The organism is Streptomyces humidus (assembly GCF_014649655.1).
GTDB lineage: Bacteria > Actinomycetota > Actinomycetes > Streptomycetales > Streptomycetaceae > Streptomyces > Streptomyces humidus.
Genome location: NZ_BMTL01000007.1, coordinates 191,979 through 212,121 on the forward strand (window position 1 = coordinate 191,979; position 20,143 = coordinate 212,121).

A 20,143-nucleotide genomic window follows, 5' to 3' on the forward strand; every position below is an offset into this window, starting at 1 on the left:
GCTTTCAGGCGTTCCGCAGAGCGCTCGGCGCGGCGGCGTACTTCACGCACGCGGGCATGGAGTCCCGCAGATCGGGGCCGCGCAGCCCGCGGCTTCCGCGGGGCAGAAGACCGCACTTGAGGCGCTCCCGGCCGTCGTGGAGCTGCTTGAACACCTTGTTGGCGCACCCTCCGCAGACGGCGGAGGGGTTGTCGAGATCGCTGCCCAGAAGCGGAACCCGGGTCGCGGGGTGCTCGCCGCGGTCGAGGTGCATGCGTATCGAGCCGCGGCCGGACCGAGCCGGGGCGGGGATCAGGGGCGTGGTCATGATGGAGGTCCTTCCGGGCGGGATGTCTGTCGGGGCGGCGGCACCGAGGGCATCGGTGCCGCCGGGGGCTTGTGGTGCTACTTGGCCTTGCGCTGGTCGACTCGGTGGGCCTGTGATGCCGCTCGCATGACCTCGTCGAAGTCGAAGCCGAGGTCATGGGTGTAGGCGCGCAGATCGTTGAGCAGCACGTACAGCGCCTTCGAGAAGGTGGGGTAGGCGTCGTCTGCCATGTGCACGCGGAGGGCAGCAGCGGCGTCGCTCGCGTGCACGTAGTTGTCGAAGAGGTGGTCTTCGGCGGCCGAGTCGTCGGTGTTGGTGATCGGCCCGACGGACGGGGCGAGGTTCGGCATGGCGGCCAGTGGCCGTTCGTCGAGGCGCGCCCTGGCGTCGCCGTCGAGGCAGCGCTCGAAGTCGGCCCGCATGTGGCTGGCCAGGTGCATCAGGTCGGTGGTGACGTCCACAAGGGTCAGCCAGATGTCGTTGCTGCTCTGGCGGTAGGCGAGAAGGGCGGCGGCGACCTCATGGGCGACGGCAACGGGCATGGCAGGGCTCCTGAACGGCAACGGGGTGGACGCGGCGTGGACTTGAGGACCCGCCAGCGATGTGATCAATCTACACAACGAAAAAGGAATAAGCAACGTCAAGAGGTTGATGAAGGCGGGTCCGGTCAGTCAGCCGTCCCCGCCTTCCACCTAGTTCGAGCGCTCAGCGCAACCCGTGGCGGCGCGGAGCTGCTCTACTCGTTCCCGCCGGCATCCCTGCGCGCTCGCAGTTCTCCAGGCGGCTGCCGACGGGGCATCGTGCCGACGAAGACCAACAGCGCCCCCAGCGCCACTCCGGCTGTAATGATCGCGCCCACAACGCTGCCGGGCTCCAGTACCCACACACTGACCAGGGCGACGGCTGCACTCGGCGCGCCCCATCGGAGCGCCCAACGGCGCCATGGGCTCGGGCTCTTCCCGTCGACAACCGGCATCAGTTCCTCCTTCGTTCTGGATGCCGGCCGACACCTGCACCCGTGCGTGAATTGTGCGGCCCGGGAGTGCGGACAGCCCGGGCCGTGATCGGGTCAGGCACAAAACTGCTCCCCGTCGAAGTACGCCCCACGGGCCATGCGGGTGTTGGGAAGGACGCCCGAGACGACCGGGGAGGGAAGGCCCGGGACGTCGACGAAGGTCGTGTATCGGTCCAGGAGCCGGGCGGCCACCCGGGTGTCGCCCCAACGGTGCCCGACCGCGTTCAGGGGGCCGAGGGCCACGTTCAGGTCGTTCATGATCGAGAAGCCGAGACCCTGGTAGTAGCTTTCCAGCTTCGGGAAGCAGTTAAGGGTCAGCAGCCCGTAGCCGGCGCGTGTGAAGCGGCGTACGGAATGCCGGATGAGTTCGGCCCCGATGCCTCGCCCGCGCTGATCGGGGTCCACGGCAACGGCGGTGATGATCGCGATTCGTTCCGCCAGAAGGTGCGCCAGCGGCACGTCGATGCCGGGATGGTCGAAGAGCCACAGCGGAGCGCCTCCCAGGAGGACGCCGAGCGTCTCGCCTTCATCGCTTTCGGCCACGACCATCAGGGCCCGGAAGTGGGAAAGGGGCCCTTCCTGCGGCAGGGACAGGTTCGGCCGGACCTCCTCGAACGCGTTGGGGTCGTCGGGATTCACGTCGGCGAGGAGGCGCATGACGGCGTCGGCGTCGGTGGGCGCCGCGTCCCGGAAGGTGATGCCGGGCAGGCGCGTGCGAGTGGTACCCATGGAGGCTCCTGGCGGTGATGCGAGGCGCAGTACGTCGCCTCTGGTTGTGGGCCGCCGGAGGGGTCCTCAACGGCGGGCTCGGTCACGCTGGACCGGGGCGGGGTTCGGGCCGGGGCCGGGCCGACCGGAGCGGGCGAGCTGCCCGGACGGCCCGGAGTGCTGTGCGGAGGGGCCTCAGTAGATGTGGCGGCCGTCAGGAACGGTCTGTCCGATCAGGCGCCAGGGCGGGCCGTCATTGAGAACGCCCATCGGGCACCGATCCGGCCGATGCGTCGACAGGTCGGCCTCGATGGCCGTGTACCAGTGCTGCGTGAGCGGGCATCGCGTTCCGCGTGCGCATCCCGGCCGCTCCGCGACGAACACGTGGTACACGTCCGGAGAGGTGGGGAGGGACCGACGGAACGATTCGGCGATGCGCTTGCCGTAGGCCGCCTGACTCTCGCCCTGGTAGCGGCGCCAGACCTCCTTGCCATAGACAAACTGGGTCTGGCCGTCGCGGTCGAGCCGCCAGCGCAATGAGGAGCCGTAGCGCGGGCTGTCGGGGGACGACTCGTCTGCGCCCGCGGGCACCGCTCCGGTCATGTCGAGAACGGTCTGGCCGGTCCCGGCGAACGCCTGGGGCACGGCCAGCGCCCAATAGGTGGTGGCGCTCTCCTGCCACTGGTACGGCCTCCGCCGCTCGTGCTGTGTTCCCGCCTTGCGGCGCTTTATGAGCGGCTTGTTCCGCTTCATCTGTATCAGTCCCCGGATGCACTGGGACGGCGCGAAGCCTAGAGCTGCGCTCGTCAAGTGGGTTGGTGTGGTGGGGCGTTGGCCCGATCCGAGAGAAACAATACACATTGAAATGCAAATACACAACGATCTAAGGAGTGTCCCCACCACGCCGTGCGAGCTCCGCCCCCGCTTGGAATCGGTCCCAGGCCAGCCGGCTGTCGACCGCGTCCTCGATCGCGCTCCAGACCAACCCCCGTGCGGGGTCCTCCGGAACGTGGGGCTCTCCACGGTTGCCCCGGATCACCGTGACCGTGTCGCCGACCGGCGGCCGGGCCCGGTGGACGAGGATGCAGGTGGGGGTTCCGTGGCCCGGGATGTAGGCCCCGGATGTGTCGATGATCCAGCGCGCGTCGAAGCGGGGCAGGAACTCGGTGACGTACCGCCTGCCGAACTCTCGCTTCATGAATGAGTTCGCGGTGAGCTGCGCCACGAAGCCGCCCGGGACGGCCAGGTGCTCGAGCATCAGCGCGGTGAAGGGCAGGGCCAGTGAGTATTTGCCGACTGCCACCTGCGGGTACGCGGCGCGGACCTGGTCGCGGACGGTGGGGTCCTTCGGGGTGATGTACGGCGGGTTGGCCACGCATGCGTGGTAGGCGCCGGCGGCCAGCAGGGGCTCGGTGCGGTCCAGCAGGGAGTCGGCGGCGGCCACGTTGACGGGCCACGACGCCGGGACGCGGTCCAGGCTCACGCCGAGGACGTGCGCCGAGCTCGCCAGGAGCCGGTAGGCGGTCAGCACGGCGGCGTACGCGTCGAGGTCCACACCCGACACCGCGGCGAGCGCCCGCTCGACGGTTTGCGGCCCGTGCCCGACCGGAGCGGGCCGGCGTCCGCGGACCGGCGGGACGCGGACCATGTGGAACGCGGCGACGGCGATGTGCCCGGTCCCGCAGGCAGGGTCGATCATCCGGACATCCGCTGGCTCCCACTCCTCCATCGCCGGCTCCAGTGACAGCCGCAGCAGGAGACGGGCGACCCAGGGCGGCGTCTGGCACAGGGCGCGCCCCTTGCGGGCCTCCTCGGACAGCAGCTGGTAGGTGTCGCCGAGCGCGTAGCCGTCCACGCGGTGCTCACCTTCCAGAGCGGGGTGCCGGTCCCAGAACTCCTCGATGGCAGCCCAGGCGGCCGCGCCGAGCGGCTGCTCCCACAGCGGCAGTACGGCCGGATCGAAGAGCGGGACGAGCGCGGGGTGGCAGTTGGCGAGGCTCTCCAGGGACTTCAGCAGGCCGCCCGGGCCCGGAGGGCGGTCGTCGGCCGGGGCCAGGACGTGGTCGTGGGCGTGCCGGGCGAGGGCCGCGGCGTGGATCCACAGGGCGGCCGTGCGCCGGTCACCGGTGTCGCGCGTGACCGTGGCGGTGAGCTTGTCGTAGGCGCCCGGTGGCAGGGTGCGGGTGGTCATCTTTCCTCGCAGGGGTCGGGTGCTACTGGCTGTCGGTCATCGCGGCCCAGACCTCGGCGAAGGCAGGGCGGGCCTTGTCCTGCACGCCGGCGGGGGCGGTCACGTAGAAGTCCTCGGCCGTCCCGTACGTCTTGGAGTCCGGGCGGACGCGGGTGCGCACGCGGGCGATGCCGGCGCCGTGGGCGTCCGTGGAGTGCTCGACCGGGCGGTTCAGCGCCGTGGCCGCGGTGGTCAGGAAGGTGCCGGCTTCGGTGCGGCTGCCGGTGCGGACGGTTTTCACCGACCGGTAGACGGTGCCCTTGATGCCGTTGTCGCGGCATTCGGGCTTGGCGCATCGGTCGCCGTGATCGGTCTTGCACTCGGGCCGTCGGCCGGCGGTGTAGACGCGCTGCACCCGGTAGACCGCCCAGGGCTCCTCGTCGAGCCGGGCGTTGAACTGGCCGAGCGCCTCGGTGTTCTGGTCGTGAGTGACCCGCCGGAACAGGGTGTCGTCCTTGTAGAGGGAGCTGTTGTCGTTCAGGGCCATCGACAGGTACTCCAGGCGCAGCACGCGCGCCGCGAGGTCGGGGTACTTCCGCAGCCGCTTCAGGTGGTCCGGCTGCGGCGAGCACACCCCAGAGAACGGGCAAACAGGACAATATGACTTAGACATGTCGATCCCGAGGCGGTCCTTGACGTAGCCCTGCACGTCCTTGCGGCCCCAACCGAGCCGGAGCAGCGGGTAGTCCAGAGCGAAGGTCTGGCGGCCGGCCCTTTCGTTGCGCTCGGCCTGGGCTTTGTTGGCCTTGACCGCGCGCTTGCGCTCGTCGGCGTTGTAGCCGAACAGCTTGCCGACCGTCTGGCCGCCGGCCTCCCGCAGTTGAAGATCATCAATGGCGAAGGCCTTGAACTTCTGCGCGCACTTGTGCCCGCCCGCGTACTGCGGAACGGTGCCGTTGGCCTCCAGCTCGTCCATGAGGGTCCACTGGCCGTGGTCGAAGACCTTGCCGGGATTCGTGGTGTCGGAGAGGACCTGGACGCCGGCGGACTCCAGGTGGCCGGCGCGCGCGACCTGCGTGTACCGGATGCCCTTCTCCCGCAGCAGCGGCAGGACGTGGTTCTCGACGTCGGAGATCGTGTCGGGAAACTCGAAGCCGGTCATCGCCGTCACGATCGAGAAGTCGGAGAAGTCCGTGGCGACCCCGAAGGCGGCCGGTTCGTTGATGATCGCCAGGGCCAGCGCCGTCGAGTCGACGCCGAGACCTCTGTCACCTATTCGGCAGTGTTGCATCGGCCGTCGAGACCGTCCGGCGCGGAGCGCCGGAGTGTCACTGGCGGGGTGTTGCGTCGGCTTGCGGGAGGCGACGGACGTTCGGGGGCAGGCTCTGGGATCTGCGGAGCTCGTCCAGTTCGGTCGTGAGCGCGTGGATGACTTGTGCATAGGTCTCGTTTCGTTCGGTGAGTTCGTTGTTCTGCTGGCGTAGGCGCTGGTTGGCGGTTTCGAGGTCGTGGGATTTCGCCTGGAGGGCTTGGAAAGCAGCCGGAATTCCGTTCGCGGATTCCCGGGCTGTTTCGAATTCGTGCCGGAGGTCGGGGTGCTTGTGGGTGAGGACCCATCGTTTGACCCCGGCTTCTGCTGCGAGCTGGACGACGGTGAGGGCTCCGGTGGAGCGGGTCGGAGTTCCTGCGAGGAGGCGCTTCATCGCGGCTTGGATGGCGTCGCGTTCGGCTTGCCGGTGGGTGCTCACGATCGGGTCGCCTGGTGGGTGGTGATGATCTGTCGGAGGCGGGTGAGTTCGTGCTGTTCGCGTGCGTGGCGGATGGGAGGGGCCAGCGGGTCGTCGACTTGGGCCTGCAGGGCGTCTGCCTGTTCGCGGACGACGTCGATGTCGCGGTCGGTGCGGGCGATGTTCACGCAGGAGGGTTTGCAGTCGTCGAGGTCGGGGGTTCGGCGGTTGCCGCGTTCGTGTGTGCTCAGGCGGCAGGCGGCGCGGGCTGGGTCGAGGACGCAGGTCATGCCTTTGCCGGGGAAGATCTGCAGGTCGGGATTGGTGAGGAGGGTGCTGGCCTCGCGTCCGGTGCGCAGGACGCGGCCGGCGAATCGTGTGGAGGCGCTGACGCGGTGGCGGTAGGTGTCGGCGGCGGGGCCGCTCACGTGTTCGCCGGTCTGGAGGCGGTCGTGGGCGTCGGTGAGGTCGTCGAGGCGTGCGAGCCATTCCTCGAAGGCGAGGTCGTCGGGGAAGCCGGAGGTGTAGTTCCCGGAATAGCCGAGGGTCATCTGGACGCGGACGTGGCCGTACTGGATCGCGGCGGCGATCAGGCCGCGGGGGCGGCGGACGATGAACCAGGCGAGTGTGCGGCGCAGGCGGCTGAGGGAGATCTTGGGATGGGCGGGGTCAGGGGGAATCGTGTCCTGTCGGCCCTGCGTGGTGCAGTACTGGTTGACCCAGTCGATGAGGCGGTGGATGTCCTTGTTGCTGATGGAGTCGCCGCGGGCTCGTCCGACGCGTTCTCGCAGGGAGGCCGTCCGGGATCGGCCGTTGACGAGGATGGTGTTGGGGAACAGCAGTCGCGCGTCGTGGAGGCGTGTGAGCACGGTGACGGCGTGGGCGACGGGGGCGGGGACGACCCAGGGGTCGGCTCGTTGTTCGCCTTCGGGTTTGGTGCTGCCGTCGGCCTGGCGGACGCCTTTGAAGTGCTTTCCGCGGAGCAGGATGAGGCCGGTGGCCGGATCGTGCTGGATGCAGTCGCGTTCGAGGTTGAGGGTCTCGCCCGGCCGTTGTCCGGACAGATATCCGATGATCAGTAGGCATGCTGTGCTCAGGTGCCTGGCCAGTACGGGGGCCTGTTCGTAGGTGATGCGGGTGGGCAGCCAGCAACGCTCGTCGAGGAGCGCCTGGACGGGGGTGGCCAGGTAGGTGTCGTCGGCGACGGGCAGGCCCGAGGCGGCGATGAGCTTGGCGAGCCTGGGACTGATCTGGACGCCGCCCAGTTGGAGGCGGAGGAAGTGGGTGTTGAGCGTCACCTCCCCGGTGGCGCCACGAATGCCCGGCAGGGACATGCCGCGGTCCCGGTAGTCGTCCAGAAGGTTGATGACGAGGCGCCCGACCTCTGTCCTTGGGCGCCGCTTGGTGGGGCCGTCGGCGGGAGCGGGGGCCGTGGTGCGGCGACGGGCCGGGGTGCGGGCCGAAAGGGTCTTGTACTCGTCGAAGGCCGCGATGATGTCGTCGGCGAAGTCCTCGGTGAAACGCAGGGACCACTTCAGCAGGGCGGTCATCGTCGCCGGGTGGATGCGCGGGGTGCGGTTCTCGTCGGTGGTGCGGCGCTGGCCGAGGATGTCCTGGATGCGTTCGCCGCGCCAGGGCGGGGTCTGGGGCAGCCGGTCGTCCTCGTCGGGCAGGAGTTCGCGCAGGGTCCAGGTGCGTACGACTACTGCGAGGAGGTCCTCGCGCAGTTCGTGCGAAGACGGGCCGGCCTTGATGTCGATGGCGTAGTCGTCCAGGTCCGCTTCGGTGACCTGGCCGAATCGGGTGATTCCCCTGCCGGTGAGCCAGTGCGTGAAGGTCTTGGTCATCCGGCAGTAGGTCACCACGGTCCGGGCCGCCGGGCGGGTCAGGCCCGGAAGCAGATTGCCGTCGTCGTCGCGGTGGTTGAGCATCAACCAGGTCAGGAGCTTGATCACGGGCCGGAACTCGGCCGGGGCGTCGTTGAAGTCGACGACGAGGCGGCTTGAGTGCTCCTGGAACAGGGCCGGGGTGAGATTCCAGCGGTCCTGCCTGAAGCGGGAGAGGTCCGCCATCGTGGTGCCGGGCCGCAGTTCGCGGGTGGCCAGGACCGGGCTGTCGGGGCCGGGTAGCAGTCGGCGTACTGCCGGACGGGCCGTGGTGATGGTCATGTCAGGTCGAGTCCTCGGGTCAGGAAGCGGTCGACGAGTGCGTGGTCGGCGCTGGTGGCCGCGGCGCGGGCGTCGGTGAGGGCGGCGGGTGAGTGGTGGTCGAGCAGGTCGGCCAGCCGGGCGGCCGGTTCGGCAAGGCGTTCGGCCCACCGCAGCGGTGTCATCTCCTGCCGGCGGCCCTTCAGCGCGTCCAGCGTGAGGACCTGAACGGGCAGGTGGGCGGGGGTCGCGCGGGCGCAGGGGCAGGAAAGGCAGAGCAGGAAGGAGGCGTCGCAGGGCTTGTCGTCCGGGGTGAAGGGGCTGCCTTGGGGGTTGGTGCATCCGGCCAGCACGGTGTCCAGCCGGCCAGCGATCAGCTGCTGGAGGGTGTCCACCTCCAGGCCGTGCCGGGCGGCCACCGTGTCCGGATCGGTGCGGGCCTGTTCGATGTCCTGAGCGGACAGCGCGGGGATCGGCGGTGCACTGCGGGCGCGTTGGACCTGCTGGTCGAGAACGCCGGCGACGACCTTCTGGTACTCGGCCAGGTTGCCGCGGTTGCGGGCCAGGTACTCGTTGGCGAGCGTGGCCTGCGTGTGGGCGACGGGCCGCTGGTTGATCTCCAGCCAGGTCATCCGCAGCCGACGGCTGTCGATGTGCAGTGGCACCGGCCGGCCGTCGGCGTCGGGGGCGTCGCAGACCAGATCGGTGCCCCATCCCCACTGCTGGAGGATCTGCTTGGGCAGTCCGTGGCGGTAGCCCCGTCCGTGCGGACCGTTCTTGACGTTGTAGAAGGCGAACAGCGAGTCGGTCTGCATCACCTTCCGGGAACCGGAGCCCAGCTCCAGCAGCAGAGCGAAGACCCCGAAAGGAGTGTTGAGATCGTCCCGGGCCTCGCGCGGGTCGGCGGGGACGTCCCGCAGCGACACGGTCATGGCTGCCTTGCGGGAGCCGCGGCGGGGCTTGTCCAGATCGAGCTGGGCCGTCGCGGTGCCTCCGGCGTGAGCATCGGGCCGGTGGTGCGTGGTCGTCGCCGCTGCCAGCGTCGAGTAGTTCTGCCCGGTCAGACACAGCAGCAGGACCGCGAACGCCCCGATCTCGTGATGGGTCAGGTGCAGGCGAGTGATCACCCCGCCGATCCCGCCCGCCGCGCGGACCGCTGGCCAGTCCCGCGGGGTGCCGGAGGCATACCGCGGGATGTCGGCGTGCCGGTCGACGTGATCCAGCATCGCGCCGAGCTTCCACTGCCCGCTCGGATCGCCGGCCTCGACGCCACCGGCCCGCCAATCGGCCAGCAGCCGGCGGCCTGCCCGGATCCGGGTAGCGGCCGCTCGCACCTCGCTCCGGGCCAGTGCCGTGATCCGGCGGAACTCCGCCTCGCTGTAGCTGTGGGTCGCCGAATCCGCCTTCGCCACTCGGGCCATCGCCAGACGGGCCGCGAACTCCGCCGGGGCGTCCGGCGCGAACCGGAGGATGGTCCGCAGCGCCGACAGGTCCCGGTGCAAGGTCTTGCCCCCGGCCAGCACGAACCCGTCCAGATGGACCGCCCGCAGCTGATCCGGCGTGGTCGGCGGATTCGACAGGGATACCAGGTAGCGGCAGAACCGCTTGAGGATGCTCACCGTGTCCAGTGCGGAGGTCGTGGTGCGGCGGGTCCCGGCAGGGCCCGTCACCCCCAAGACCCCGAGCGCCATCCAGTCGCGCAACTCCCGCGACACCGGCAGCACGGACAGATCGATGTCGACGGCCTCACCGCCGCGTTCGGGAAAGAACCGCACCCGGCACCCGTCTTCGTCGGTGAACAGCCGCTGCGGCATCCGGTAGCCCTGAGCGGGCAGCACCGCGCGTCGTCCCGTCTCGTTCACCGGCCCGCCCCCACCGGCGCGGTGATGACCTGCCGGTGCCCGGCGAACATCTCCGCCATCAGCTCCGCCAGGACCGCTCCGTGCGCGTGCTCGATCAGCAGCGACACGTCCAGATCACGGAACGGCTCCAGGTAGACGTCCATCGTGGTGGACACGTCCGCGTGCCCGAGTAGGGTCTGCACCAGCTGCCAGGTGTCACCGAACTGAGCCCGAAAGTCCAGCAGTTCATCGGCGTCCAGATGCGCGAAGCGCCGCTCGTAGAGGAGCCTGCCGACCGAGAACCAGCGCAGGGCCATCGAGTGCCGCAGCATGTGCGCGGTCGCCGCGACCCCTTCCAGTCCGGCGCGGGCCACCCGCTCGTTGGCGGTGTCGAAGGTGTGCTGCCAGCCACGTGCGGCCCGCGGCAGCCCGTCCTCATTCAGCCACAGTGCTGCCGGGGCCGGCCCGGACGGGGTATCCAGGAAGATCCGGCGCCTGACCTGCGGTGTCAGCGCATCCAACGACACCCGCACCGGCACTCCCGCGGCATCGACGAGCTCCAGCCGACGGCTGCCAAGCACCCGGCGCAGCACCATCACCCCGCCGAGCCGTTCGTAGCGGCCCTCGCGCCGGGCCCGGCGTACCGCCGCAGCCCGCTCGCCCTCGCAGTAGGCCAGCGCGTCCGCCAGCACCGTGCGAGGCATCCAGTACCGACGGCCCCGCCCGCCCTTGGCGCAGGCCGCGGCCAGCCGGGACGTGGCATACGCCCGCCCGCCGCTCTCGGCCGGCAACTCCAACATCAGCACGCTGGCCCACTCCGACAGCCGCAGCCCCGTCCCGTACAAGCCGTCCGCGAAAGCGCAATCCCGCTGGCTGTTGCGTCCCCGCCATCGGGCGACCTCACGACCATCTCGGTCCAGCCCCCGCAGCCCCACATCCCGCCAGAGCGCGTAGCCACCCGGGTCCAGCCACTTCACATCCCGCTCGCGGACCACGTGCGGTGCCACCGCGAACGACCCGCCCACCGGCGACGAACCCCGCTGCCGCGCGATCCGCGCCACCGGATTGCGCACCCCGTAGCGGGCGCCGGCCCAGTCGTAGAACGCATTGACCGCGTCCAGGTTGTCCGACACGGTGCCGCCGGCCACCCGCTGCGGGTTCGCCTCGTCCGTCATCCGCCAGAACTTGAAGCCTTCCACGTCCTCCGCGTCGGCTTCGTCCCACCGGCGGCCCACCGCGTCGAGGAAGCCCAGCCACGTGCACAGCGCGTACCCGTACTTCTCCCGCGTCCCCGCCGACCGATTCCGCATCCGCAGCGAGCCGAAGAATGCATTCACCTCGGAAAACACCCGACCGTCGGAATTGATCAGGAATTCCTGACCTTCACGAATTCCAAGTCGAGACGCCCAATCACCCAGACACGGCAGACCGGCCAGCACCGGGTCGCTGCTGTACCACCGTGCCTCCGGCGTCGGCTTCCACCGCCTCAGGCTCCACACCCCAGGGCAGGACCCGACGTCTTGCAGTTGATCGCTCATGGCCCGGAACCAACCACGGCGGACCGTCACGTACTGCATGCAACACGCGGAACTCGGTACAGACCGAGGCCGAAGTTGAGCGACTTGTGCTTCGTCGCGCGGAAGGATTCCAGAGCGTCGGCGGAGGCGACCTCGGCCGGGGCCGGCACGCCGGAGGACGACGCTGCGGGGCCGGCCTTGTCGAGGTCGGGTGCGAACAGGGCGAGGGAAGTCATGGGTGTACCTGTGGGGGAGGGGCGGGTGTGGCCTGGGAGGGCCGCACCCGCCGAAGGAGAGGGGGATCAGGGCTGGGACTTCGCGGCGCGTGCAGCGTCGACGCCCGCGGGGGTGAGGAAGGGCCGGTGCTTCGGGCCGGTACGGCCGTCGTCGCCGTCGGTGGGCTGCGGGGTGCCGTCGGCGTCCCGGTACTCGACGAGCGCGAGACGGGTGAGGGCGGCGGCGGTTGGCCAGCTGACGTCCCGCAGCGCGCCGTCCTCGTCCGCGGAGTCGATGGCCGCCAGCTGGGAGTCGTTCAGGATCGCCCGCCGCCCGGCGCCGGTGATGAAGTACGGTCCGACGCCCTGCGCCTGCGCCAACTCCGCCGGCAGCCGGAAATCATCGCCGTCGTTGCGGTAGACCAGGCCGTCGTCCAGGTAGACCTGGAGCGTGGTACGGCTGCCGTGTGACGTGAGGTGCCCCGATGGATGGGCACATGCGGCACGGAGGTGCTGGGGCGCTGGCGGGTAGGACTTGGCTTTGACGCTCATCGCGGGCCCTCCAGCGCGAGAGTCGGCACCGCGGAGAGCGCTGCCGCCTGCGCACCGATCGCCGCCGCCTTGACCTTGAGTCCGCAGCCGGAGCGCTCGCACTCCTCCGTCGCCCGCGGGTTGGGCCACCGGCAGTCCGGACAGCTCCACATCAGCCCCGCCGAGACCGCCACCGAGGAGATCACGGCCCTCTGCTCCAGGTCGGCAGCGTCCAGGAGCTGCTCCAACACGGTGGGGTGCGGGGCGTGGTGGTGACTGTGGTCGTCGAGGACGACGGTGTCCTCGACGACGACGCGCAGCGGTACGGTCCCGTCCGGCCGAACGACGTGCTCGGGGTCGGCGCTGTCGAGGTGGACCGAGACCCGCACGACACCGTCCTCGGCGTCCACGTAGCCGAAGACGAGCACACCGGCCACCTCGATGCACGACGGTCCGTCGTCATCGGCGGCGTAGAAGACCGCGCCGCGATTGAGGCCATCGGCCGTCACGGCGTCGGGGAAGGCGAAGTTCAGGGGAACAATCCGAGAGCGGTGCGGCCGTCCGATCTCCTCCGAGTACAGCTCGAAGCCCTGATCCGGCACCGCGTCGCCGTCGGCACCGTAGTAGAGGTCGATCGCCTCCACGTCGTTGGCCGGAGGCTCATCGGGCACGTCGCCCTGGCCGCCCACGTTGGCCCAGTTGCTGCGCACGTGCGTGGCGAGCTCATCGAGGGCAGCGCCCCTCGTGGCGTACGGCGCCGTGGAGTCCTCGTGTCGCGTCCAGATGCGCAGCATCCACACCTGCTCGCCCGGGCGAGGCGCCAGGAAGGCGGAGACGGCCGGGGACCGACGGCCGCCGGCCTCGGCGACGATCTCAGCGTGAACGCGCCGGGCAAGTTCACGGTACGGCGACGGCAGTTCGGCGACGGCCGGTGAGTGGGCCAGGGCGCCGGCGATGCGCACCAGTTTCTCAATGTCAGAGGGGCGGAAGCGTTCAGCGAGCATGGTCATCCTCGTAGGTGGCAGAGCCCGGCGGCCACGGGCGGGCCCGCCGGGCGTAGAAGTGGGAGTGCTAGATGCCGAGCGCCTGAAGCGCCGCCACCAGGGCGAGGGCGCGCTTTCGCTCGGGGGACACCCGAACGCGGCGGATGCGCTTCGGATCGGAAGGAAGCTGAATGCCCACGGCACCGCCGCGGTCATCCCGGCGCAGCGCGTACTGGTCCGCCGAGAGCATCCACGCGTCCCAGTCGTCGGCCTTGCGCCCGGCACGCACCTGGGATTCCGCGGTGGGGGCCGTGACGGGGCAGGAACACGCCGGGTCGTCGCACGGACGGCCCGCCGGATGCCGGGCGATGACGCCGCCCGGACGGTAGGTGGCGCTGGTGCCGTTGAGCATGGGGCACGCCTTCTCCGCATACATCAGGCACGGCGGGTGGAGCGCCGGTTCTGGCGCGTACCCGACGCTCACGTCCTGCGGGCGGAGCAGCACGTAGAACCACCGCTCCAGCGGCCGTTCGCAGATCTGACACAGGCTGTTCTCGAAGGCCCGGGCGCGCCTACCCGGGTGAAGCCCGCCGAAGACCGGCAGGCCGTTGTGCTCGAACGAGACGTACGGGACGACCAGGCCGCCACGGGTGGGACGGTGCGCGCACGCCGCGGGAATCGCCGGGACGCTCACTGCGGACCACCACCGGCGAGCTCCCAGGAGGGGCGGGTGAGCTCGACCAGGAAGGTGTAGGCGGAGTCGCTGGCCTGGAGCAATCGGACGACCGGGAGCTGCCGGTACTGGTCGAGGAACTCTCCGATCGTCAGCGCGGTGTGGTGCGCGTCGTCCGAGTAGTTGCCGTTGCCGAAGGAGACCAAGCGCTCGCCCTGGTGCTGCGGCCACGTGTAGGCGGCGAGAAGCTCGGCCTGGCTCCAGTTGTTCGGGTTGGCGCGGACCTTGACGAGCTCGGCGCCCGGCACCAGCTCCCTGAGCGAGTCGAGGGGCGGCGTCCGGCGCGGTTGGGGGCTGCTCAGGACCATGGCGGTCTCCCAGTTCGAGGCGGGCGCTCGTGGCCCGGGCGGTGAGTTGAAGGGCTGCGGGATTCGCCGCGCAGCGGTGCAGCGGCCTGACAGCCGCCCTCACAAGGCCGGCGCAAGCCGACGTACGGGTTGTGAAGGAGAGGGCGGTCGATCGACCAGACACTCACACGCTACACATTGAAACCTAAATACACAACACGATGGGGTGGGGTGTTCCCTCATCGCCGCATGACACGGCGAACCGGTCCGTCAGCAGCGCCACGCACAGCGCGCGGATTCCTCCCTGCTCCCACAGCGCCTGGGACTCCGGCACCGCAGCCGGCCACCACTGCACCGATACGCCGTGGCGCACCACGTCGACGGCGACTCCATACCCGTCGTCCTTGCTCCAGTCAGCCATGCGCACATGCGGGCGCAGCACCTCAACAGCACCCTCGTGGAGGCGGATCGCCTCCTCCTTCGCGCTGCGCGCGGCCCTTCGCAGGGCATGGGCCTGGGCGGCGGACACCGGTCGGTAGACGGTGCTGGCCTCCTCGTTCTCCGCGATGACGACCAGGGCTCCCCCCTGCGCCGCGAGCACTCGGTCCCGGCCGACTTCGGTGACCAGTTCGAGCAGCTGTTCCGCGGAGACGGTCGTGTCGGGTCCGCTCTCGGGAACGGCGGAGGCCCGGTAGTGCCCGTGCCGCACGAGGTCCAGGGCGTGCCTGACGGCCAGCATGGCGCGGGCCAGCTCGGTGGAGCCGGGCTGCCCGTTCGCGGCGTAGCGGGTCAGCCGCTGGTGGACCAGGGCCGCTTCCCGCTCGTCGGGTTCGTCGAACTGGCTGGGGATCACCTCCCGAATGGCGAGGTCGATCACCTGCGTCAGGTAGCCGGCGCCGAAGGGCCTGCGGCGGAGCAGGCGAAGCGCCAGCTGTTTGGACGAGCTGGCAAGGACGGTGGCTGGAGCCTCGGACACGAGGTGACTCCTCCCTGATTCGCCGGTCACGAGCCGGGCTGGTGGATGTACGCGATCCACGCCTCGTACTCGGCGGCGCCGAGCACGGGGGACGGGACGATGGGGGCGCGCCCGAAGCACCGGTCACAGGGATGTGCGCCCAGTTCGGCGCCGGTGGCATCCCCTCGGCGGCCTGGCAACGCTGTGCCGCAGACGGCCAGGTCCGCCGGAGTTGACGGGTCCAGCCTCAGATGCAGGTCCTGGCCGTGAAGGACCGGGCGGACCACGACGCCCCCGGCTTCGGAGTCGGGGCCGAAGTGCCGCGCCAGAAACGTGACGGCACGGGCGTGGGCGGACTGGGCTCGCTCCGCCAGAGTCCGGGTGTCATCCGGCAGTTGTTCGACGGCGCGCAGAGGCTGCCGCATGTCTGCCGCCAGACGGTCGACGAGGGCCCGGCCCTCGGTGAGGAACTGCGGCGCGTCACCGCGGGGGTCGTCGCTACGCTGGCCGACCCAGATCCAGGACAGGGGCACGAACGCGGCCAGCTCGCTCAGGAGTCCGTACCGGCGGCTGACAGCCCAGGTGGCGTATGTGGCGCACGGCCGCTGGGTGCAGGAACCGGCCGGCGCCTGGCAGGCGCGCAGCTCGAAGCGGAAACCGAGCTCGGTCGCGGCAGTGCGAAGGATGCCGAGCTCCGCCAGCGCGCCGCTCTGTTGCGGCCTTGCCCACCAGGCCGGTACGCCGCCGACCGATGGGCCGGGTTCGGTGCTGTGCCCGAGCCCCTGCGCCTCCCCTGAGCGGGCGGAGGCCAGAGTTCGGTGAGCAGAGATGACGCGGGCGCCGTCAATCACGAGGTAGGTCATCAGGGGGTCTCTCCGATTCGGCCGGGCGCAGCAGCGCCCGGCCGTCGAGATGGAAACGCCAGAGGGACGGGGGTCCGGCGATGGGGATCAGGCGAGCGACTTCATGGCCTTGGCGGGCTTCTTCGGCGCGGCCTTCTTGGCAGCCGCCTTCTTCGCCGTGGCGGCGGAGGCGGCGCCGCCGGTGAGGCTGCCCTTCGGGGCCTTCTTCACGGCCACCTCGCTGCCCTTGGGCAGCTTCTTCGCGCCGCTGACGAGGTCCTTGAAGCCCTGCCCCGGGCGGAATCGGGGAACGGAGGTCTTCTTGACCCGCACCCGCTCACCCGTCTGCGGGTTGCGGGCGTACCGGGCCGGGCGGTCGACCTTCTCGAATGCCCCGAATCCGGTGACGGAGACGCGCTCTCCGGCGACAACGGCGCGGAGGATGGCGTCGAGCACGTGGTCGACGGCGTCGGCGGCCTGCTGGCGGCTGCCCATCTTCTCTGCGACCGCTTCGACGAGCTGGGCCTTATTCATAGCTGAACTCCTGTGCATGTAAAGGGATTTGGGCGCCAGGCGGGGGCGCTGGCATGGGGCCCGCGAAGGGAGACGGGGCGCGTCGTACGGAGTGGTGTGAGCGCCTCCGACAACCACCACAGTACACACGAAAAAAAGAACACGCAACGCTAATCGTCATGTTGACGAGAGAGGTGGGGCCGTGTCACTCTGACGTAGCGACAGCGGGTTGGAGCGCCAGGCGAGTTGATGCCGCGCTCCCCGCCACCGCCTTCCTCAGACCATCCACGCGGTACATGACCTCGGGAGAACACCCGTGAACACGAAGCTCGTTGATTCCACCGCCGCCACCCCGATCCCGGCGTCCCACCCGCTCAGCATTCACGCCACCGACCGCGCAGCCGGCGTTCTCCTCGGAGCCGCGTGCGGAGACGCGTTGGGCGTGCCCTACGAGTTCGGCCGCCGACTGACCGCCGACGAGCAGCCCGCCATGATCGGCGGCGGCCTGGGCCCGTACAAGCCGGGCGAGTACTCCGACGACACGCAGATGCACGTGTGCATCGCCGCAGTCGCCGCCACCGGCGCCGACCTGACCAGCGACGGGGCGCTCGACCAGATCGCCCGCAACTTCCACCGGTGGCGTGACGGCGGCGCGAGCGACATCGGGAACCAGACCCGCAGCGTGCTCGGCGCCGCGAAGGCCCACAAGACGGGGACACCCGCACAGGCCATGCTGGCGGCAGCCGACGCCTACACCGCGCGCACCCGGTTCAGCGCGGGTAACGGCTCCCTCATGCGGACCGGCATCGTTGCCCTCGCCTACCTGGACGACGTCGAGGGAATGGTCAGGGCAGCCACCATGATCAGCTCCCTCACGCACTCCGACCCCGAGTGTGCCGAGGCGTGCATTCTGTGGTGCTCCGGCGTCCGCATCGCCGTACTCGAAGGCACCTTCGACGGCGTCCGCCAGGGTGTAGCGCTCCTTCCCGCAGACCGGCAGGAGATCTGGCACGCGAGGCTGGACGAGGCCGAGGCGAACCCGCCGCACCACTGGGAGCGGAACGGGTACGTGGTCACCGCTCTCCAGGCCGCGTGGTCCGCCATCACCCGCACGCCCGTCCCCGACCTGGCGCCGGAGCGCGACTCGTTCCCCGCCCAGCACTTCCAGCTCGCCACCGAGGCGGCTGTCCGCGCGGGCAACGACACCGACACCGTGGCCGCGATCGCAGGCACCCTTCTCGGGGCGCGCTGGGGCGTTTCTGCCATCCCGCTCGACTGGCAGCGGGCGGTGAACGGCTGGCCGATGATGTCCGGCCCCGACCTCGTCCGTCTGGCCGTCCTGACCGCCCGCAAGGGTGACGACGACAGCGACGGCTGGCCTTCGGCCCCGCGCGTCAAGATTCCCGGCTATGCGGGTGCGGCCTTCACGGTGGCTCACCCGGAGGACCCCGGGGTCATCCTCGGCAACCTCCCGATGACCGAGTTCAACGGCACCCCGCCGGTCGACGCCGTCGTCTCCCTGTGCCGCATCGGGCAGGACCCGGTCTTCTCCCGGATCGACGCTGAGCATGTCCGCGTCTGGCTTGTCGACAAGGAGGGCGCGAACCCCAACCTCCACTACGCCCTTGACCAGGCGGCCCGCCAGGTCCTTCGGCTCCGGAAGGAAGGGAAGCGCGTCTTCCTCCACTGTGTCGCGGGCCGCTCGCGCACCCCGGCCGTGGCGGCGGCCTACAGCACGCTCTTGGGAACGGACCCGCACACCGCCCTGACGGAAGTCTGGACGGTCCTGGGCAAGCACTGGACCCTCTTGGCGCACCCGCAGCTCCACGACGCCGTCTACGAACTGGCAGGGCAGCCGCCGTACCAGCCGCAGCCCCGCACCCGCCGTAGCCTCTTCTTCCGCAAGCGCGGTTGATTCCGGCACGGTGCGTGGCACCGCTGAAACCAGGGGCGCGGTCTCCGGCGGAGACCGCGCCCCTCTCGGTGCGCCGTCAGCTCGTCAGCGCCCCGCTAGGACAGACACAGCGACCAGATGTAGATGCACCCGGAGCCCGTCGGCCACATGGCCGACGGGCTCCGCGTTTCCGGGCCATCTGCGCAGCCCGTGGCCCCCGCCGGGACCGGACTTGTGACAGGCCGATCGCCTGGCAGGGCGACGCGCTTGCGGCGCGGCGCGGCCCGGAGCCCGGTCGAGCGCGCGCCATGGGGGCCGGCGGGCTTCCCGCCGGCCCCCGACCGTGCCTCGCGCCGTCCCTCTATGCCCTGGCGTCGAAGTTGCCGGACCCCCTGCGGCTGAGGACGAAGTCGTAGACAGTCCGGCGGTACCAGTGGTCTTGAAGGACCCGGGGCTTTCCGCCGTCCCCGGCCGTCCGGTCGGCGAACGGGACCTGCCCGCGGGCGTGGTAGGCGTGGATGGTCTCGCGCGCGAGGGGTTCGCCGCGGGTGGCCATGCCCAGCACCTCGGCGAAGTCGTAGATGTCCAGCAGGTCCAGGGGGTCGCCCTCAGGCAGCGGGTTGACCAATGCCGGCCCGGTGCCCTTGGCGGCCGCCCATACGTGTGGGCGGTGCTCCTTCACCCACGCGTCGACCGCGTGCGCGGCATACGTGCGCGGACGGGTGCGCAGGGGCGTCGGGAAGGCCCGGCGGATGACCTTCTTGCCGTCTCCCTTCTCCTTGACGCTGATCCACTGCAGCCCGGTGCGCTCGGAGACGCCATACCGCGGGCCGATCATCTCCGCGGTCAATTCCGTCTGCTCACCGCGGGCTTCGGACACCGACTCATCCGCCGGCGCCGGCTCGACCTGGACGTCGGCAGAGGAGTCGGCTGCCGACGTCTCGGGCCACGCCTGACCCGTCAGTTCCGTACGACGCTGGGCCGCGGTCCAGGACCGCCGGCGGTTGTGCCGGACCCACTCGTCCACCTCGGCCGCGCTGTAGCCGTTCTCGCCGGCCTCGGGGAACCCCTCAACGCGGGTCCACCCCCTGGCCGTCTGACCGCTCACGCTGTACGTGCTCGCGATGGCTTGGGCATCGACGTACCCCGTCCGCGCGGTGGAAGCACGTTCCGAGCTCTCGCCGGCGGCTGCAGGGGCCTGTTCAGCGACCGCCGGCTCCTCCGACGTCTTCTGGCGGCGCATGCGACGAGGCCGGTTCACGAACTCGTATGCCGTCTCGCGGAACCACATGCGTTCCGTCACCTCCGGCCGCTCCCCGTCCCCCGGCTTGCGGTCGGGCCCCGGCATCTTCTTCCGGGAGATGTACGTCCGCAGGGTGACCTCGGGCACCGGTTCCTTCCGCCCGAGGGCCTTGCCCTCCCAGGCGGCGATGTCCGACAGCTTCACCAGGTCCTTCGGACCGCCCTCAGGCAGGCCGTACGGGTTGTCCGAGTCCTGCCCCTGCGCCCAGTAGACCGGGAGGTTCTCGCGCAGCCAGTCGTCCACCAGCGCAGCGTCGCGGACCAGGGTTCGCCCAGGACCGGACGGCCATCCCTCCGGAAAGCCCTCGAGCGTGACCCAGTAGGCCACGTTGGCTTCGTTGACCTTGTACTTGGTCGCGATGTCCTGCGAGGTCACAAGTTCATCGGCGTCGGCGGGAATCACTGATACTCCTTGTCGGACCGGCAGTGAACCCGCAGGCCGTAGTCGTGGCCCCG

The 20,143-nt window shown here is 70.3% G+C and carries 20 protein-coding genes and 1 pseudogene; 1 reads left to right on the plus strand and 20 read right to left on the minus strand.

Features of this window, described 5'->3' with window-relative positions:
• Positions 1–4: 4 nt before the first annotated feature.
• The 19 genes and pseudogenes from IE239_RS10560 to IE239_RS10645 form a co-directional block, all read right to left on the minus strand.
• Positions 5–307 (minus strand): hypothetical protein, encoded by a 303-nt coding sequence (locus tag IE239_RS10560; protein ID WP_024127017.1) that lies wholly within the window; start codon positions 305–307, stop codon positions 5–7.
• A 77-nt stretch (positions 308–384) separates the two neighbouring features.
• Positions 385–849: a hypothetical protein gene (locus tag IE239_RS10565; RefSeq protein ID WP_024127016.1), complete on the minus strand. Its 465-nt coding sequence runs from the start codon at positions 847–849 to the stop codon at positions 385–387.
• A 194-nt stretch (positions 850–1,043) separates the two neighbouring features.
• Complete coding sequence (locus tag IE239_RS10570; RefSeq protein ID WP_024127015.1) at positions 1,044–1,283, minus strand: hypothetical protein; 240 nt, start codon at positions 1,281–1,283, stop codon at positions 1,044–1,046.
• 93 nt (positions 1,284–1,376) lie between these two features.
• Positions 1,377–2,051, minus strand: a complete 675-nt coding sequence (locus tag IE239_RS10575; RefSeq protein ID WP_190149009.1) for a GNAT family N-acetyltransferase — start codon at positions 2,049–2,051, stop codon at positions 1,377–1,379.
• A gap of 174 nt (positions 2,052–2,225) precedes the next feature.
• On the minus strand, positions 2,226–2,783 hold the full coding sequence (locus IE239_RS10580; protein WP_024127013.1) for a hypothetical protein: 558 nt from the start codon (positions 2,781–2,783) through the stop codon (positions 2,226–2,228).
• A 130-nt stretch (positions 2,784–2,913) separates the two neighbouring features.
• Positions 2,914–4,221, minus strand: coding sequence for an Eco57I restriction-modification methylase domain-containing protein (locus tag IE239_RS10585; protein WP_024127012.1), 1,308 nt, complete (start codon positions 4,219–4,221; stop codon positions 2,914–2,916).
• A gap of 22 nt (positions 4,222–4,243) precedes the next feature.
• Entirely contained in the window at positions 4,244–5,491 is a 1,248-nt protein-coding gene (locus tag IE239_RS10590; RefSeq protein ID WP_190149010.1) for a hypothetical protein, read from the minus strand.
• A gap of 37 nt (positions 5,492–5,528) precedes the next feature.
• Positions 5,529–5,948: a hypothetical protein gene (locus IE239_RS10595; RefSeq protein ID WP_190149011.1), complete on the minus strand. Its 420-nt coding sequence runs from the start codon at positions 5,946–5,948 to the stop codon at positions 5,529–5,531.
• Positions 5,945–8,095, minus strand: coding sequence for a hypothetical protein (locus IE239_RS41965; protein ID WP_229878008.1), 2,151 nt, complete (start codon positions 8,093–8,095; stop codon positions 5,945–5,947). Before IE239_RS41965 ends, IE239_RS10595 begins: the two co-directional genes overlap by 4 nt.
• On the minus strand, positions 8,092–9,936 hold the full coding sequence (locus IE239_RS10605) for a hypothetical protein (RefSeq protein WP_229878009.1): 1,845 nt from the start codon (positions 9,934–9,936) through the stop codon (positions 8,092–8,094). Before IE239_RS10605 ends, IE239_RS41965 begins: the two co-directional genes overlap by 4 nt.
• Positions 9,933–11,483: a site-specific integrase gene (locus tag IE239_RS41970; RefSeq protein WP_229878010.1), complete on the minus strand. Its 1,551-nt coding sequence runs from the start codon at positions 11,481–11,483 to the stop codon at positions 9,933–9,935. The genes IE239_RS10605 and IE239_RS41970 overlap by 4 nt, the downstream gene beginning before the upstream one ends.
• Entirely contained in the window at positions 11,480–11,668 is a 189-nt protein-coding gene (locus tag IE239_RS10615; protein WP_190149012.1) for a hypothetical protein, read from the minus strand. The genes IE239_RS41970 and IE239_RS10615 overlap by 4 nt, the downstream gene beginning before the upstream one ends.
• Positions 11,669–11,734: 66 nt before the next feature.
• Complete coding sequence (locus IE239_RS10620; protein ID WP_229878011.1) at positions 11,735–12,199, minus strand: hypothetical protein; 465 nt, start codon at positions 12,197–12,199, stop codon at positions 11,735–11,737.
• Positions 12,196–13,182, minus strand: a complete 987-nt coding sequence (locus tag IE239_RS41975) for a hypothetical protein (protein ID WP_024127009.1) — start codon at positions 13,180–13,182, stop codon at positions 12,196–12,198. The genes IE239_RS10620 and IE239_RS41975 overlap by 4 nt, the downstream gene beginning before the upstream one ends.
• Positions 13,183–13,249: 67 nt before the next feature.
• Complete coding sequence (locus tag IE239_RS10625) at positions 13,250–13,855, minus strand: hypothetical protein (protein ID WP_024127008.1); 606 nt, start codon at positions 13,853–13,855, stop codon at positions 13,250–13,252.
• Positions 13,852–14,202: a hypothetical protein gene (locus tag IE239_RS10630; RefSeq protein WP_024127007.1), complete on the minus strand. Its 351-nt coding sequence runs from the start codon at positions 14,200–14,202 to the stop codon at positions 13,852–13,854. The genes IE239_RS10625 and IE239_RS10630 overlap by 4 nt, the downstream gene beginning before the upstream one ends.
• 184 nt (positions 14,203–14,386) lie before the next feature.
• Entirely contained in the window at positions 14,387–15,157 is a 771-nt protein-coding gene (locus tag IE239_RS10635) for a hypothetical protein (RefSeq protein ID WP_024127006.1), read from the minus strand.
• A gap of 26 nt (positions 15,158–15,183) precedes the next feature.
• On the minus strand, positions 15,184–15,999 hold the full coding sequence (locus tag IE239_RS10640; RefSeq protein ID WP_024127005.1) for a hypothetical protein: 816 nt from the start codon (positions 15,997–15,999) through the stop codon (positions 15,184–15,186).
• A gap of 90 nt (positions 16,000–16,089) precedes the next feature.
• Positions 16,090–16,512 (minus strand): annotated as a pseudogene (locus IE239_RS10645) (HU family DNA-binding protein); the annotation flags it as partial.
• Between the two features lie 295 nt (positions 16,513–16,807).
• Here IE239_RS10645 and IE239_RS10650 point away from each other — a divergent pair.
• On the plus strand, positions 16,808–18,406 hold the full coding sequence (locus tag IE239_RS10650) for an ADP-ribosylglycohydrolase family protein (RefSeq protein ID WP_229878012.1): 1,599 nt from the start codon (positions 16,808–16,810) through the stop codon (positions 18,404–18,406).
• Between the two features lie 340 nt (positions 18,407–18,746).
• Here IE239_RS10650 and IE239_RS10655 read toward each other — a convergent pair whose 3' ends face one another.
• Positions 18,747–20,090 carry a hypothetical protein gene (locus IE239_RS10655; RefSeq protein WP_190149014.1) on the minus strand — a complete coding sequence of 448 codons (1,344 nt, stop codon included), beginning with the start codon at positions 20,088–20,090 and terminating at the stop codon, positions 18,747–18,749.
• Between the last annotated feature and the right edge of the window lie 53 nt (positions 20,091–20,143).